The 16722-nt window shown below is 55.4% G+C and carries 14 protein-coding genes, 1 tRNA gene and 1 pseudogene; 3 read left to right on the top strand and 13 right to left on the bottom strand.

Translation table 11 applies throughout. From position 1 onward, the window contains the following. Nucleotides 1-143, top strand: a pseudogene (locus HMPREF1985_RS11775) (IS481 family transposase); the annotation flags it as partial. 439 nt (nucleotides 144-582) lie between these two features. Here the strand turns inward: HMPREF1985_RS11775 and groL are convergent. From groL to tsaE, 12 genes are all read right to left on the bottom strand, one after another. Next, nucleotides 583-2211 carry a chaperonin GroEL gene (gene groL / locus HMPREF1985_RS00570; RefSeq protein ID WP_021770458.1) on the bottom strand — a complete coding sequence of 543 codons (1629 nt, stop codon included), beginning with the start codon at nucleotides 2209-2211 and terminating at the stop codon, nucleotides 583-585. A 46-nt stretch (nucleotides 2212-2257) separates the two neighbouring features. Then, on the bottom strand, nucleotides 2258-2539 hold the full coding sequence (gene groES, locus HMPREF1985_RS00565) for a co-chaperone GroES (RefSeq protein ID WP_021770457.1): 282 nt from the start codon (nucleotides 2537-2539) through the stop codon (nucleotides 2258-2260). Nucleotides 2540-2713: 174 nt separating this feature from the next. After that, nucleotides 2714-2804, bottom strand: a tRNA-Ser gene (locus tag HMPREF1985_RS00560). Between the two features lie 131 nt (nucleotides 2805-2935). After that, entirely contained in the window at nucleotides 2936-4075 is a 1140-nt protein-coding gene (locus HMPREF1985_RS00555) for a mannitol-1-phosphate 5-dehydrogenase (RefSeq protein WP_021770456.1), read from the bottom strand. Between the two features lie 86 nt (nucleotides 4076-4161). Then, nucleotides 4162-6045, bottom strand: coding sequence for a PTS mannitol transporter subunit IICBA (locus HMPREF1985_RS00550; protein ID WP_021770455.1), 1884 nt, complete (start codon nucleotides 6043-6045; stop codon nucleotides 4162-4164). Between the two features lie 52 nt (nucleotides 6046-6097). Then, complete coding sequence (locus HMPREF1985_RS00545; protein ID WP_051349018.1) at nucleotides 6098-8221, bottom strand: BglG family transcription antiterminator; 2124 nt, start codon at nucleotides 8219-8221, stop codon at nucleotides 6098-6100. Between the two features lie 188 nt (nucleotides 8222-8409). Then, nucleotides 8410-8997: an ANTAR domain-containing response regulator gene (locus HMPREF1985_RS00540; RefSeq protein ID WP_021770453.1), complete on the bottom strand. Its 588-nt coding sequence runs from the start codon at nucleotides 8995-8997 to the stop codon at nucleotides 8410-8412. Nucleotides 8998-9007: 10 nt separating this feature from the next. Then, a complete protein-coding gene (locus HMPREF1985_RS00535; protein ID WP_021770452.1) occupies nucleotides 9008-10447 on the bottom strand; it encodes a sensor histidine kinase in 1440 nt (479 codons plus the stop codon). Next, nucleotides 10444-11469, bottom strand: a complete 1026-nt coding sequence (gene tsaD / locus HMPREF1985_RS00530) for a tRNA (adenosine(37)-N6)-threonylcarbamoyltransferase complex transferase subunit TsaD (protein ID WP_040636602.1) — start codon at nucleotides 11467-11469, stop codon at nucleotides 10444-10446. Before tsaD ends, HMPREF1985_RS00535 begins: the two co-directional genes overlap by 4 nt. 7 nt (nucleotides 11470-11476) lie before the next feature. Then, the gene (gene rimI / locus HMPREF1985_RS00525; RefSeq protein WP_040636577.1) at nucleotides 11477-11920 is read right to left on the bottom strand and encodes a ribosomal protein S18-alanine N-acetyltransferase; all 444 of its coding nucleotides are present in this window, start codon (nucleotides 11918-11920) and stop codon (nucleotides 11477-11479) included. Beyond that, nucleotides 11917-12624, bottom strand: a complete 708-nt coding sequence (tsaB, locus tag HMPREF1985_RS00520; RefSeq protein ID WP_040636575.1) for a tRNA (adenosine(37)-N6)-threonylcarbamoyltransferase complex dimerization subunit type 1 TsaB — start codon at nucleotides 12622-12624, stop codon at nucleotides 11917-11919. The genes rimI and tsaB overlap by 4 nt, the downstream gene beginning before the upstream one ends. Further along, nucleotides 12605-13090, bottom strand: a complete 486-nt coding sequence (gene tsaE, locus HMPREF1985_RS00515; protein WP_040636573.1) for a tRNA (adenosine(37)-N6)-threonylcarbamoyltransferase complex ATPase subunit type 1 TsaE — start codon at nucleotides 13088-13090, stop codon at nucleotides 12605-12607. Before tsaE ends, tsaB begins: the two co-directional genes overlap by 20 nt. A 331-nt stretch (nucleotides 13091-13421) precedes the next feature. On the opposite strand from tsaE, the gene HMPREF1985_RS00510 reads away from it, so the two are divergent. Continuing rightward, nucleotides 13422-13970 carry an NADH peroxidase gene (locus HMPREF1985_RS00510; protein WP_021770447.1) on the top strand — a complete coding sequence of 183 codons (549 nt, stop codon included), beginning with the start codon at nucleotides 13422-13424 and terminating at the stop codon, nucleotides 13968-13970. Between the two features lie 316 nt (nucleotides 13971-14286). Next, the gene (gene ilvD, locus HMPREF1985_RS00505) at nucleotides 14287-15939 is read left to right on the top strand and encodes a dihydroxy-acid dehydratase (RefSeq protein ID WP_021770446.1); all 1653 of its coding nucleotides are present in this window, start codon (nucleotides 14287-14289) and stop codon (nucleotides 15937-15939) included. Nucleotides 15940-15998: 59 nt separating this feature from the next. Here ilvD and HMPREF1985_RS00500 read toward each other — a convergent pair whose 3' ends face one another. After that, entirely contained in the window at nucleotides 15999-16721 is a 723-nt protein-coding gene (locus tag HMPREF1985_RS00500; RefSeq protein WP_021770445.1) for a hypothetical protein, read from the bottom strand. Nucleotide 16722: the final 1 nt, after the last annotated feature.

The raw sequence follows: 16722 nt of genomic DNA, 5'->3' as shown, positions 1-16722 counted from the left end.
CACAAAAGGTTCCGAGCACGACGAAACGCTGTTCGAGAAGCAGCTTCGGGAATACGGCATCGAGCACCAGAAGATACGCCCCCACACGCCACGGCACAACGGCAAGGTGGAACGCTCGCACCGAAAGGACAACGAGGAGTTCCATGTGAGCCACAAATTCGATTCCTTTGCGGATTTCAAAAGGCAGCTGGCTCGGCGCAATCGAATCTGCAATGCATTCCCGATGCGTCCACTGGGCTGGGATTCACCAAACGGATGTTTGAAAAAGCATTTGGCTCAGTGTAACATAGGATTGACAAACCTACAAAGCCACCCATTACAACTTCCTCCTATGACGCTCGACATTTCAATCCACGCACACTGTTTGTTACAATCCATGCAAAACTTGCAAAACGGCTCGATTCTTGCAAAAAAACACCTCGCATCGATTATGATGCGAGGTGCTTCTTTATTTGCCGTATGTACCATACGTACGGCCATGCTTTTTTCTGCAAGGGCGCAACTGCTTTATTCCGTCTCATGCACTTCTTCGAGCAGTCATATCGCAAGCTCCCTAGCCATTAGCTATTCTGTGTGCACGAATTACATCATGCCGGGCATGCCGCCCATCCCCGGTGCCGCAGCGGGTGCCGGTGCTTCCTTCTCAGGCTTGTCCGCGACGAGCGTTTCCGTCGTCAGGACCATCGACGCAATCGATGCCGCATTTTGGAGTGCGGAACGCGTGACCTTGGCAGGATCGACGATGCCGGCCTTGATCATGTCGACGTACTCATTCGTCAGCGCATTGAAACCAACGCCTGCGTCCGCTTTCTTGACGTTTTCAACGACGACAGAGCCTTCTAGCCCCGCGTTGTCCGCAATCTGGCGAACCGGCTCTTCAACGGCACGGCGAACGATCTCAACACCGACCTTCTCATCGCCCTCGACCTTGAGCTTATCGAGCGCACTGACGATATCGACGAACGTCGTGCCGCCGCCTGCGACGATGCCCTCCTCGACTGCTGCGCGCGTTGCATTGAGCGCATCCTCGATACGATACTTCTTGTCTTTCATCTCGACTTCCGTAGCGGCACCGATCTCGATAACAGCAACGCCGCCTGCCAGCTTTGCGAGGCGCTCCTGGAGTTTCTCCTTATCGAAGTCGGACGTCGTTTCGGCGATCTGCTTCTTGATCTGTGCAACGCGATCCGAAATGGCCTTCTTATCCCCCGTGCCATCGACGATCGTCGTCTCTTCCTTCGTCGACCGAATCTGACGTGCACGGCCAAGATCGTCCATCGTCACGCTGTCGAGCTTGCGGCCGAGCTCTTCGCTGATAACCGTACCGCCCGTGAGGATCGCGATATCCTCAAGCATTGCCTTGCGGCGGTCGCCGAAGCCCGGCGCCTTGACTGCGAGTGCCTTGAACGTGCCACGAAGCTTGTTGACAACGATCGTCGTCAGCGCCTCACCGTCGACATCCTCTGCAATGATTGCAAGCTGCTTGCCGCTCTTGACGACCTGCTCCAGGATCGGCAAAATGTCGTTGATTGCGGAAATCTTGCGATCCGTGATGAGGATGTACGGATCCTCGAGGACGGCTTCCATCTTATCCGCATCCGTAACGAGATACGGGGAGATGTAGCCGCGGTCAAACTGCATGCCTTCGACGACCGAGAGGTTCGTTGCCATCGACTTCGACTCTTCAACCGTGATGACGCCGTCCTTGCCGACCTTCTCCATCGCCTCAGCGATCAGTTCGCCCGTCTCCGCGTCTGTCGAGGAAATCGTCGCAACCTGTGCGATATCCGCCTTGCCTTCAACCTTCTTCGCGCGGTTCTTGATCTCTTCTACGAGTGCTCCAACCGCTTCGTTGATGCCCTTCTTGATGATCATCGGATTTGCGCCCGCCACAACGTTGCGCATGCCTTCGCGGATCATAGCCTGCGCGAGGAGCGTTGCCGTCGTCGTGCCGTCGCCTGCAATGTCGTTCGTCTTCGTCGCAACTTCTTTGACAAGCTGTGCGCCCATATTCTCGAACGGATCTTCGAGCTCAATGTCGCGTGCGATCGTAACACCGTCATTCGTGATGACCGGCGCACCGAACTTCTTATCGAGAACGACGTTGCGTCCCTTCGGTCCAAGCGTTACTTTTACGGCATTTGCCAATGCGTCAACGCCGCGGCCAAGTGCGCGGCGTGCGTCTTCGTCAAACAGAATCTGCTTTGCCATTTATATTACCTCCATGAAAAAACGTACGTTTGGGTCTGACTAAAACTCAAAGAATTGCGAGAATATCGCTTTCGCGGACAACGAGGTATTCCTTGTCGTCAACCTTGACTTCCGTCCCCGAATACTTCGAGAAAATAACATGGTCACCGGCCTTGACTTCCATCGCAGCGTGCTCACCGTTATCCAGCAGCTTGCCAGAACCGACTGCAACAACCGTTCCCTTCTGCGGCTTTTCCTTTGCCGTGTCGGGGAGCACAATGCCGCTCGCCGTCTTGGCATCACTCTCTGCTACTTCGATGACTACTCTTTCGCCCAATGGTTTAATCATAGGTATCCTCCTCCTATATACGAAATGCAACGTAAGTCTGTTAGCACTCGCACTTCCTGAGTGCTAACTACAGTCTTTATAGTAATGCTTCTTAGTCAAAATGTCAAGCTTCTTTTGGAAAAAAGTCAAAAAAACAAAAACCGTTGCACAATATGCAACGGTCATACTACAAAATGGCGGAGTGGAGAGGATTCGAACCTCCGCACCAGTTACCCAGCCTAACGATTTAGCAAACCGTCCTCTTAAGCCTCTTGAGTACCACTCCGTGCCGCCTAGCGACGTATGTAATAATAGCATACGCCCCTAGGCTTGTCAACATGAAAATTCCCCCAGATCCAACCATGGCGCGCTGCACTTGTAGCCAAATGATTGCACGCAAAAGCATCGCATAGGGTTTTACTTCAATTCTGCCATGACGAGCCGATAGAGCTTGGAATCCGGTGCAAGCCCCGTGAAGTGTGCAAGTGCCTTTCCATAGCCTTCCGCCTTTATGAAATCACGAAGCGCACAAGCTTCCTTATCGCCATCAAAATCAAAACGCAGCGCTGCCGCAATGACTTTCGCAAGTGCCTGCGGCTCACCGCCTTGTTCGATGAGCTGCACAGCGGGGCTCACAAGACGGTCCTTTGCTCCGAGCTTGCGGATTGGACCGCGTGCGACGCGCGTGACTTCATCGGAAAGATATGGGTTGGCAAAGCGCTTCTCTGTCGTTTCAATATACTGCTGATGCACCTTCGGATCGAAGCCGTACTTCTTGATGAGCATGCTGCCTGTCTCACGCCATACACTGCGTACAAATGCCAGGATTTCCTTGTCCTGCATCGCACGATAAATATCTTTGATCCCCTTCTGATAGGCGAGATAGGCGATCGACGCATGCCCCGTATTGACCGTGAAGAGCTTGCGCTCAATATACGCCTGCAGGTCGTCGACCCACGTAAGCCCTTTGATCTTAGGCGCTTCGCCCTTGACGGTCTTGCGCGAGACATCCCACTCCGAATACGGCTCAACTTGTACAAGCAGCGCCTCTTCATTATGCTGCAGCGGCACGATACGATCAACCGCCGCATCCGGAAAGCCAATCAAGCCGTCCACTTCCGTCTTGGCATCGTCCGAAAGGGTTTCGTAGACGAAGTTCCTGAGCATTGTTGAGCCGCCGACCATGTTCTCGCACGCGATGATATTGAGCGGCGTTTGATTCTTCCTGACGCGCTCCGTAAGCCCTTTCGCGATATTCGGTGCAATAAATTTCAAGATATTCGGTCCGATTGCCGTCGTGATGATATCCGCCTCACAGATCGCCGCGATGAGCGCATCGAGATGCGTATTGCTATTGATTGCGCGAACGTGTTCAATATGTACGGTTTTCGGCTTATCGCCGACGATCTTGATATTGTACGCTTTTTTTTCGTTGATCGTATTCACGAGTTCATCATTGACATCGACGAAAATGACTTCGTAGCCCGACTGCACGAGCAGCTCGCCGATAAAGCCACGGCCAATGTTGCCCGCGCCGAAATGAATTGCCTGTTTCATACTGCAAGACCTCCTATGCCCACATGATATGGGAATGCCGCCCGGCAGGCAGCCAGCCAAAGCGGAATGCCTGCCTATCGGCAGAATCAATCGACCTTCGTAAAGACTTCATAAAGCAGGTTCGGATCTTTCGTCGTATAGAGCTTCTGCAGCTCTTCATCCGTGTACTCATCCATCGTCGTAGCGAGATTCGCAAGAATTGCAAGATGGTCATTCCCCCTGCCCGCAATGCCGATGATGAGATAGGCCTTATCGTCGCCGAACGCAATGCCTTCTGGATACTGCAGGACGACAATCCCCGACTCTTTGACGCTGTCTTTGACGGCATTCTCGCCGTGCGGGATGGCAATGCCTTTTCCGATGTACGTCGTGATGTCCCTTTCGCGGTTCAGCATGCCCTTAATGTACGGCATTTCGACGTAGCCGCCTTGGACAAGAAGCTCCCCTGCATGGCGAATCGCTTCCTCCTTCGAAACGCTCGGCAGTCCGACGAGGACATTCTCCTTTGTCAGCACGCCCTCTTTGACGGTTTCTTCCGGCGCAGTCCCTTCAGCCGCTGCAACGCCTTCTTCCTTGAGGCGTGCCGAAACGATATCGTAGACGTTGTTTTGCGTGAAGTCCTTGACCCAAATGTGCTCTGCCTGCGGGCTGTCCTGCCGCGCACGCTCCGCAAGCTTTTCATGCGAGACAACGATCTGTGCATCCTTCGGGATCGAGCCAATCGCACAATTCGTAACCGATATATCCGCATAGCCATCTTTTCGGAGCCTCTTGCGCAGTGCCGCCGCACCGAGTGCGGACGACCCCATGCCGGCATCACAGGCATAGACGATCGTCTTGAGCTCAGCCCCCGAAATCTTCTTTTCCGTCGGCATATCCTTGCCACGGTTCTTCATCTCGCTCATCGACGCACGCGCCGCTTCGAGATCCTCGCCGCCATCCTCTTTTGATGCCTTGATGAATACCGACGCAACCGCACACGAGACAACCGTCGCAACAACGAAATCCGCCATATTGGCGAGGAACGCACCTTTCGGCGTCATCGCGAGGACTGCGAGAATCGAGCCAGGAGACGACGGGGCGATAAGCCCGCCGCCAAGAAGATTCAGCGTAAAGACACCGCTCATGCCGCCCGCGATGACCGCAAGGACGAGGATCGGCTTCATGAGAATATAGGGGAAATAGATTTCATGGATACCGCCGAGCACATGGATGATCATCGCTCCCGGCGTCGAATCCTTTGCCATGCCCTTTCCAAAGAACCAATACGCAAGCAGGACGCCGAAGCCAGGACCTGGGTTCGCCTCAAGCAGGAAGAACATCGACTTGCCGAATTCCTCCGCTTGCTGAATGCCGAGCGGCGACAAGACACCGTGGTTGATCGCATTGTTCAGGAAAAGCACCTTTGCCGGCTCAATGATGATCGATGCGAGCGGCAGAAGCCCGATCGCAACAATCCCCTCGACGCCTGCACGAAGCACTCCGTTTGCCGTGAGGACGACCGGTCCGACTGCCACAAATGCGAGTACGGCGAGAATTGCGCCAATGATTCCGGCCGAAAAGTTGTTGACGAGCATCTCAAAGCCTGTCGGAATACGATCCTCGGCTGCGGCGTCAAACTTCTTAATGATGTATCCCCCAAGCGGGCCCATGATCATGGCTCCGAGGAACATCGGAATATCGGAGCCCGCGATAACGCCGGACGTTGCGATCGCACCGAGCACACCGCCTCGATGCCCGTAGATCGCCTCGCCGCCCGTGTAGCCGAGCAGCAATGGGATGAGCCACTTGCTCATCGGCCCACCGACCTGTGCCAAATACTCATTCGGCAGCCAGCCTGTCGGGATGAAGAGAGCTGTCAAAAGCCCCCATGCAATAAACGCGCCAATATTTGGCAAAACCATGCCGGACAGGAATCGGCCAAACCTCTGCATGGCTTCCTGCGCACTGCCTTGTTTTGCATTGCCCATTATATTTCCCTCCAATCAAGAACAGATAAAAAGCAGCAGGGAATTGCTCGTCCTATACAAGCGATTCTCGAAATTGATGAAAATCGGCAGCTTGGCCGATAACCTCCTCATTTTTCTGCCTATAAAATGCACGAAGCAAATCCGATATTGCCTGGAACACAGCCCCATGCTCCCCATCATGCAGTACGGAAAGAAATCCATCCCGCTCGAACAGCCCTGTGGAAATGGCGCCGACCGCCTCAGCAGATTCTTCCTTTTCCATCACGGCAAGCAGGACGAGAACCGTTCGCACGATTCCCGATTCTGAGACAAATGGTGCCGATAAGCGCAAAACACCGGCTCTCGGTGCGGGACTGGCCTTCGTTCGCGCATGAAGGACCATGATCCCATGCCCCTTGATGATCGTGCTTCCTTTCGATTCGCGCTGCAAAAATGCGTCCATGATGGAATTCCGTGCCGTTCGATCCGTACAAATCTGTTCTGCCGCAATCATACAAAGCCTTTTTGCATCGGATACATGCTCTGCTATCCGCCGGACAAAGAATCCTTCCAGCAAGGAGCGTATCGCCGTTCCGTAGGCGATCATTTTCGGCAGCCCGTCCGAAAAAGCGGTTTTTTGGGTGCAACCTTTTTTGCATGGCAAAACGTATCGCTCCGCCCTTTGAATCGCTTCCGCAATCCGCGCTCGCCCCGCTTCATCAAGCAGGAGTCCCGTGACGATGACGGGAAGCGGTGCGTTCGGAATGGGAACGGTGGAAATGACGAACGATGCGCCGCTCTCCTCACTTGCTTCCGTGATGTGGATCGTCGAAACGGTGTCCACAACGTGCAGGTTCGGAAACGCGCGCCTAACGGAACTCGCGAGCAAACGGCTCGTCCCCACCCCCGTCGGACAAGCGACGAGGACGCGGATGGTCTTATGCGCAGGCGTATCGGCATCGACGAGCGCCGCTCCCAAATGCATCGCGATATAGGCTACTTCCGCATCCGGCAGCGTCACGCCGAGCTCGTTTTCCAATGGCTCAGCCGCAACACGTGCCATCGCCATGTAGTGCGGATACGTCTGCTGCATTTCCTCCAAAAGAGGATTTCGGATCGTCATGTGCATCGTAAGCCGGCTGACCGAAGGACCGAGATGGTTGACGAGTCCCATGAGGAGGCTGCGATTCTGCAAAAGCGGCTTTCCCGTCTGTTCTTCCATGCGGCGGATGATGGCGCGCGCGAGCTGTACGAGACGAAAATTTCCTACGCGCGGGGCGTCCCTATCTTGCTTCCCGATATAGCGGCTCCGCGCGCCGAGCAAATGCATCGTGATATATCCGATCTCACCTGCTGGCACGGCGAGCGAAAACGCTTTCTCGATCCGTCTTGCAAGTTTTTCTGCCAACGGATACGCGCTGCGGCTGCGCAAATCCGCGAGGATGTCCGGCTCGATATGGATGCCTTCCTGCTTGCGCATGCGCTCTACGGCAAGCGTGAGATGAACGACAAGACCGATGAATGCATGATCCGAAAAATGATGCGGAAGATCGCTCTCCATCTCGTGAACGAAACCTTCAATCTGGTGAACGACCTCCGCATCCACGAGGCTTAACAGGTGCCCGCTTGCCGTCCGCTTGTCCGCTGTCTCATCTTCGCGAACGAGGCGCAGCAAATGCTCCTCATCGAGGTTCTCATAGAGTATGCTGATGAGCGCGCGGCGTATCGCGCGCTCATCTCCCTCCACATATACGCCAAGTCCTGGACGCCGAACGAGCATCAAGCCATGTTCGCGAAACCACGTCTCAAGCTTGTCCAAATCGTTGCTCACAGTCCCGTCCGTCACGTTTAACTGTTTTGCAAGCGTGAAGAGCTTGATTGGCTCCGAGTTCTTGAGAAGCTGCCCTGCCAGTATCGTCAAACGCTCCTGCGCCGTGAAGCCGACAGGCGCATTGGCCTTGAGCTGCGCCAAGAACGCCTTTTGCTTTTCCGCATCGCCCACAATCGAGATTCCCGTCCCCGTCTTTCGTTTGAGAACGAGATCCCGATCGCTTGCCATTCGAGCAAGTTTCGGCAGTTCGCGCAAAACGGTCTTGCTGCTGACACCGAGTTTCTCTGCGATTGACCGTGCCGAGAGCGGTGCGGTCCCGGCGAGCAAGATCTGCGCGATGGCGGATGCCCTAGCAAGATTCTTCATAGTCCCCTTCTTACTGCACATTTCCTATTCGATTCCATTATAGGTGCATTTCGCACACAATACAATGAAAAGACATATGACTTCGTCCGGATTCGATAGGGACAAAATTAAAGAGCCACAAAGATCGCTGACCTTCGTGACCCTATCACTTATCCGTTTCTATTGTTTGAATTTCGTTCCCAGTTGAATCAAATTCTGCCACCAGCCGCTTTGACGACCGCTTCTGCGATTTCTTTGAGTGTCTTTCGCTTCATCATCGCGTACTGCTGGATGCGGCGATACGCTTCCGGCTCGGAAAGATGATGCATCGCCATGAGAATCCCCTTCGCTCGGTCAAGTGTCTTGCGTGCCTCAAGCGTATCGCGCAGGCCCGCGAGTTCCGCCTCCATGTCCTGCATTTCCTGCCAGCGCGAGCGTGCGATCTCCATCGCAGGAAAGAGCTGTGCTTCCTGCACGGGCTTGACGAGGTAGCCGAGCACCCCGGAGTCCTTCGCCTTTTCGACGATTTCCGGCTGGCTGAACGCCGTCAGCAGGAGGACAGGGGCGAGCTTCTCCTCCGCCATTTTCTTTGCCGCCGCAATCCCGTCCATCTGCGGCATCTTGATATCCATGATGACGAGATCGGGGCGATGGCTGCGCGTGAGCACGACCGCTTTTCGTCCGTCCATCGCCTCGCCGACGATTTCGTGCCCTGCCTCTTCAAGCATTTCACGCAGATCCATGCGAATCAAGGATTCGTTGTCCGCGATGACAAGCCGGAGTGACTTCTGTTCCATGATGTCCCCTTTACGCTATCGGAGCCGGCTGCATTTTCGGAAGAATGATCCGCGCATGCGTTCCGCATCCCGCTTCGCCCGCAATCGAAAACTGCCCGCCGAGATCGCCTTCGATGAGTGTTTTGACGATGGTGAGTCCGAGCGATTTCGTACGCGCGATGTCAAAGGCCTTGGGAAGCCCGATCCCATCGTCATAAAAGTCAAGCAGCCAACCGTCCGCATGCGCTTTGACGGAGAGCCCGATAAGCCCTTCGCTTCGCCCAATGAAAGCATGCTCCATCGCATTCAGCACGAGCTCGTTCAGCACGAGCGCGACGGAACTCGCGCACTTCGATGGCAGGACGAGCCGCTCTCCCTTGCACGCCGTCCGGACGGAAAAGCCCTTGTCCGCCATGCTGCGTACGACAAGACCGAAAATATGACCGAACACTTCCTGTACGTCAATCGCCTCATCGCCTTGCTGGGAAAGGTACTCGTGCACGACGGAAATCGAGAGGATGCGATTGACACTCTCGCGCAGCGCGAGACGCACCTCATCAGATGATGCACGGCGTGCCTGAAGACGTAGGAGGCTCGCAACCATCTGCAAATTGTTTTTGACCCGATGATGGACCTCCTGAATGATCGCGGACTTGATTCGGAGTGCTTCATCGCGCGCACGCGTTTCCGTCACATCCGACAGCAGGACGATCCGAAGACAGAGCGTGCCTCCCTCGCGAATCGCGACCTCGCGGCGCACGAGGCTGAGACCGCCCGCCTCGATCTCTTTGCGCCATGGCCGATCCCGCTCGACCGTCTCGCGCGTCACATGGCGCGTGAGCTGTCGCTCGTACAGCGGGCATCCGACGAGACTGCCGACGCCAAGCACGCGATAGATGCGCCGTGCTGCGACATCAGCAAAAACGATGCGGCTTCGCGCATCCGTGATGAGGATTCCGTCTCCCGCCTGGATGGGTGCAAACGGCGCGAGATCGCATGCTTTCTGCGCATGGAGCAGGACGACGCGCGCCGCTTCCAAAAGGCGCGGATATCCCTCGATCAAGAGTTTCTCCGCATCGACCTCAAAGGCGAGCGCACAGAGCACGCGGCCTTCACTCAAGATGGGAAAGACATGCATATCGCGCATCGTTCCATACGTCCACTCGCGCTTTCCGCTCACCGCTTGTCCGGCCTGAAACGCCTCCGCAATGATCGGCTCCTCGATCCGCCGCACGAGGCGTCCAGTCTCCTTTGCTCCAGCCATATAGACGGTATGCGGGTGAATGTGCGCGGCAAGCAGGAAAAATCCTTCCTTTGCAGCAGGAACGTACGCTTTCAGATCCCCGTGGACAAGGTCCGCAAGGAATGGGAACACCGCCTCCATACGCGAAAGCAATCCGATCTGCATGGCGCTAAGGTGCGTCTCCTTGCGGCAGCATGCAGCAAATGAGAAGCCAGGTGTCCCCCTCATCGCGCTACGAGTCCCAGTCCGGGAACGGCATTGAGATAAAGGTCGCTGCACCTACCGTTTTGTGCCTGATAATAGCCGCGGCATGCAATCATCGCCGCATTATCCGTGCAGAGGATCCGGCTCGGATAGGAGAAGCGCACATCGCGCCGCGCCGCCTCCGCGCGCAGCCGCCCTTCGAGGCTGCTGTTCGCTGCGACTCCCCCCGCAAGCACGAGCGTATCGCGCCCAGTTTCCTGCACGGCTTCAAAAGACTTTTCGACGAGCACCTCGACGACGGCGTGCTGGAACGATGCCGCGATATTCGCAGGCTCCAAGGAATGCCCCTTCATCTTTTCGCTGTTGATGTAGTTCAATACGGCAGACTTCAATCCGCTGAAGCTGAACTCGTAGTTCCCTTTCCCCTCCAGCGCGCGCGGAAATGCAATAGAGAGCGGATCGCCTTCCCTCGCGAGGCGGTCGATTTCCGGTCCTCCTGGATAGGGAAGACCCATGACGCGCGCAATCTTGTCGAATGCCTCTCCTGCTGCATCGTCGCGCGTCTGTCCCATGAGACAAAAGGAATCATATCCCCGCACATCGACCAGTGCCGTATGTCCGCCTGACACGACGAGCGCCATGAACGGCGGTTCCAGATCCTTTTGTGCAAGAAAGTTCGCGAAGATATGCCCTTCAAGATGATTGACGCCGATGAGCGGCACATCGAGTGAAAAAGCAAGTGCCTTTGCCGCTGATACACCGACGAGCAAGGCACCGACGAGTCCCGGACCATACGTCACGGCAATCTGTCCGATCGCGCTCAGCTTGATATCCGCCTCCTCAAGCGCTGCATCGATGACGGGCATGATGTTCACGATGTGCTTGCGTGAAGCAATCTCCGGCACGACGCCGCCGAACTTCCGATGGATCGGAATCTGCGTCGATATGACATTGGAACGGATCTCGCGCCCTCCGCACAGGACAGCTGCCGACGTCTCATCGCAGCTCGACTCGATGCCGAGCGTCAGGATTTCTTCTTTCACAATCTTCTCCTTACAAGCTCGTCTTCCATAGGATGATGGCGTCCTCGCCGTTGTCACAGTAATACCCCTTGCGCACTCCCGCTTCGCAAAATCCATAGTGTGCGTAGAGCGCGCGCGCCGCCGTATTGGACGGGCGCACCTCGAGCGTCATCGCCGTCGCGCCGCGTTCCTTTGCCGCCTCGATCACCGCGCCGAACAGCATCGTGCCAACGCCTTTTCCGCGGTAATCCGGCAGAAGCGCAATATTCGTGACCTGCGCTTCCCCCGAAAGGATCCAGCAGCCGACGTAGCCGATAACCGACTCGCCATCGAGTGCGAGCAGGTAGCACGTATTTTCATTCGCTGCTTCGCGCCAAAACGACTCACGCGACCACGGAACGGGAAATGACGCCTTTTCAACGGCTTCGACCGCCTCTGCATCGTTCGGCACCATAGATCGAACCGATACATTCATTTCCCTGCCTCCGCATGGCGTTTCTCCCACAAGACCTCCGCCTCGCTGCGGCGAATGTAGCACGGCTCAAGCGTCATGATAGGATCGGATTCGCCCGCCGCGAGGCGCGAGAGGCCGCGCATCGCCACACATGCAGCGCGCGGCATGACAAGATGCGCGGGGGCAATCGCGACATTTGCAGGAAGCGTAAGGCGATCACGCTTTTTTTGCATCACATCGCCTAGGAGGACGACCGACTCTCCTGCCATAGCACACGACTGGATCGCCTCGGAAAGAGACTGCACCACAACAGGAGCGACCTCCACGAGCACGCCGTTCTCCCAATGGTACTGTCCGACGTAGGCATTGCCTTTTTGTGCATCGAGCATACACACGACGCACACGTTGGGGACAGGATAGTGGCACGCAAGCGCTTCGAGCGTCGAAACACCGACAACGGGAACGGAAAGCGCGTAGCCCATCGCCTTCGCCGCCGCAAGACCGATGCGAAGTCCCGTGAAAGAGCCTGGTCCAATACTGACCGCAATGCCTTCCAGCTCCTCCTTCCTGCAACCTGCCATGCGAAGCACCTGCTCGACGTGTGGCATGAGCGTCTCCGAATGCATAAGGCTCGCCTGCACCGTGAGTTCCGCAGAAAGTTTTTCACGCGAAGCCACCGCAACGCTCGATACCTGCGTCGCTGTGTCAATGGCCAAGATGGACAAATGATTCCAGCTCCTTCACGAATTTGTCATAGTACGTGCCGACACTCGAAAACGTCAGCGCGCGTTCGGTTTCACCTGTCTGCACAATGCGAACCTCGACGTAATCCTTCGGCATGCAGGACGGGAACTTGTCCGGCCACTCAATGATCACCAGGCCTTCCGAATCCTGCGCATTCTCCGTATACTCGTAAAACCCGATCTCGTCAAGCTCCTCCTCCCGTTTCAAACGGTAGAGATCAAAGTGATATATCGGGCAAATTCCGTCATATACATGCATCAGATTGAACGTCGGGCTCGTTACCGAACCTTCGACGCCAAGCGTACGGGCAAGGCTCTTCACAAAAAGCGTCTTGCCCGCGCCAAGATCACCGACGAGGCAGAGCACCGTCCCTTCTCGAATCCGTTTTCCGACAAGCTCGGCAAGCCCTTCTGTTTCCTCAGGGGAATGCGTCGTACAGGTAAACATATTGTTAGCTTTCTCTCCTATAAACGAAATGGCCACAAAGCAAAATCAGCCCTTTATTTTCATTTATTATAGCACGAACATAAATCACGGTAAACAAGCGACAAACAGTAATTATTATTTATAGATATTTTTTATAAAATAATGCGATAATACGAGATATATGGTGATTTATTGAGAGATATAAATATATTCTCCTTCAATCGCTATATTCCATCATTTTTATTTTTCTGTTCCTCACGTATAATAAAGCCATACCGAGCGAGCAGATGAGCAAGCCCGTGAGGCCAAATCGAATGAATCGGATATGTATTGTGTTTTAGGAGGTTTTATCATGAAGAAGTTTGTTTGCAGCGTTTGCGGTTATGTTTTTGAAGGCGAAGAAGCACCGAACGAGTGCCCGATCTGCAAGGCACCGAAGTCCAAGTTCGTCGAGCAGACGGGCGACCTTGTCTTCGCGGACGAACATCGCATCGGCGTCGCAAAGGACGTTGACCCGCGCATTCTCGAAGGCCTGCGCCAGAACTTCACAGGCGAATGCTCCGAAGTCGGCATGTACCTCGCAATGAGCCGTCAGGCAGACCGCGAAGGCTACCCCGAGATCGCAGAGGCGTTCAAACGCTATGCGTTCGAGGAAGCAGAGCACGCATCGAAGTTCGCAGAGCTTCTCGGTGAAGTCGTCACGAACAGCACGAAGAAGAACCTGCAGATGCGCATCGACGCAGAGCACGGCGCTTGCGCAGGCAAGAAAGAGCTCGCAACGCTCGCAAAGCAGCTCAACCTCGACGCCATCCACGACACCGTCCACGAGATGGCAAAGGACGAAGCGCGCCACGGCTGCGGCTTTAAAGGTCTCTTTGACCGCTACTTCGGCAAAGAATAAGGTCGTCTCTTCCCCCCGCCTCAAGGTCATTGCGCCTTGGGGCATTTTTTGTTTGCATCCTATCCAGCGGAATGCCAGCAGCAAATGACGCGATAAAAGGACTTGTCCGCTGAATCGTCCAACTGGCAGCCATATTCTATACGCCTATACGCCGCCGCTGCCCGAGATGCTTGCTTTCCATTGCTTCGCCCCCACTGTGACATGGGCATGCTTCATATTGCATATTTGACCTTTCAAACGTAATGCTGTAAACTAAATCCTATCCCGTAATCCATACGGGAAGCATTGTGGTACCATAAAATTAGGAGAGCTTGTTATGAGAAGTGATATTGTAAAGAAAGGCGCAACGCGCTGTGCGCATCGTTCCTTATTCCATGCGAACGGCTATGGCCCAGAAGATCTCAAGAAGCCGCTCATCGGCATCTGCAACTCGTTCAACGAGATCATCCCCGGCCATATCCATTTGCGCGAAATTGCCGATATGGCGAAGCTGGGCGTCGCAGCGGCCGGCGGGACGCCGATTGAGTTCCCTGCGATCGGTGTCTGCGACGGCATCGCGATGGGGCACACAGGCATGAAATACTCCCTCGCAAGCCGCGAGCTCATTGCAGACTCGATTGAAGCAGTCACGATGGCATCCGGCTTTGACGGACTCGTGCTCATCCCAAACTGTGACAAAGTTGTCCCCGGCATGCTCATGGCAGCGGCACGGCTCAATATTCCCTGCATCGTCGTATCGGGCGGTCCGATGCTCCCCGGCCGGCATCATGGTCATGACGTCAGCGTCAGCCAAGCATTTGAAGCAGCGGGCAAGTTTGCTGCCGGCGAGATGGACGCCGCAGAGATGGCACAGCTCGAAACGGAATGCTGTCCGGGCTGCGGCTCCTGTGCAGGTCTATTCACAGCAAATACGATGAATTCCCTGACAGAAGTCCTCGGCATGGGGCTTCCCGGAAACGGCACCATTCCTGCCGCCTATACGGGCGACCGTCGGCTCCTCGCGAAGCGTGCGGGCGAAGTCATCCTCGACCTCGTCAATCGCGATATCAAGCCGCGTGATATCATGACGCGCAAGGCATTCGAGAATGCGATTACGGTCGATATGGGCATTGGCGGCTCGTCCAATACGGTGCTCCACCTCACGGCGATTGCACACGAGGCAGGAATCACACTGCCCACGCCGCTCTTTGACGAGATTTCACGCCGCACGCCGTACATCACGAAGCTCAGCCCGGCAGGCAAGCATCACATGACGGATCTCAACGAGGCAGGCGGCATTTCCGCCGTCATGAATGAGCTCGCAAAGAAGGATCTCATCCATCTCGATGCGCTGACGGTCACGGGCACACTAGAGAGCCGCATCAAGAATGCGCGCGTACTCGACCGCACGGTCATTCACAGCGTCGAGGAACCGTACCGCAAGGAAGGCGGCATCGCAATCCTCTCGGGCAATCTCGCGCCCGACTATGCCGTCGTCAAGGCATCTGCTGTCGCAGAGGACATGCTCACGTACACGGGCAAGGCGAAGTGCTACAACTCCGAAACAGAGGCGTGCGACGCGATCATGGCAGGCAAGATCCACGACGGCGATGTCGTCGTCATTCGCTACGAAGGGCCGAAGGGCGGTCCTGGCATGCAGGAAATGCTAAACCCGACGGCAGTCATCACGGGACGCGGTCTCAAAGTCGGTCTGATCACAGATGGTCGTTTCAGTGGGGCAAGCCAAGGTGCTTGCGTCGGTCACGTCTCACCTGAGGCAATGGAAGGCGGCCCGATTGCCTTCCTGGAGGACGGCGATACGATCACGATCGACATCCCGAACCGCAAGCTCAAGCTTGCGGTCTCCGACGAGGAACTCGCAGCGCGCAAGGCAAACTGGAAGAAACCTGAGCCAAAGATCAAGACGGGCTATCTCGCCCGCTACGCAAAGCTTACGACGTCGGCTTCCACGGGTGCAATCCTGAAGTAACCGCATCGTATTTCGGGGCGTGTCGCAAGGTACGACACGCCCCCTTTTCATATCTTATCTTACTCGTCTTCTTTTAGCAGGTCGTAGAGTGCAACCATATCATGAATCCGTCGGCGCTCCTCCGCGCTCAATTCGTGGCAGCGCTCCTTTCCGCCTAGTTTGTAATAGCGAATGGATGCCGCAGCGGCATTTCCCACATTCCGTAATGCCTGCACGACTTCCGCATCCGCATTCAGAACGTAATGCTCGGATAAATACTCGACGTTCTGTGCCAATTTTTTATGCAGCTTTTTCGTATCGAGAAGCTCTGTCATTGTCACGCCATCGGCAGTGATATCGAGATGGTCGCCGAATATCCAGTCTGTCCGCGCGGGATCATCCAGTGTATAGTAGTAGTATATATCATGCTTGATCACGGCGTTTCCATAGCCGTCGACGGCGACGAATGGGCGCAGGTAGACGCCGGGCGTCGGCGCGTCGTCGTAGTCGTGCGTATAGTACGTCACGCCGTCGATGACCTTCTCATGCATGGTCGCCTTGAGCGCATCGATTTGTTTTTCGTGCTCCGCTTCTTTCCGCTCCGACTCATGCCGTGAAGAATCCTCCTGTGCTTTTGATGCCTTCTTCATTTCCTCCTGCTGTCCGGGCGGCGCTGCATACGACGGCATTGCCTCTCGTTCCGCCTCTTGATGCGTATGCAAAACGTAGCAAACCGTTCCACCAATGACAAGGAAAAAGAGATACACGGCGAAGGCAATCCCAACAATATGACTCCTTTTCATG

The organism is Mitsuokella sp. oral taxon 131 str. W9106, from assembly GCF_000469545.1.
Classification (GTDB): Bacteria; Bacillota; Negativicutes; order Selenomonadales; family Selenomonadaceae; genus AWVT01.
Note: the sequence above shows the minus strand (reverse complement) of the source record. Positions and strands in the feature narration are given on the sequence as shown.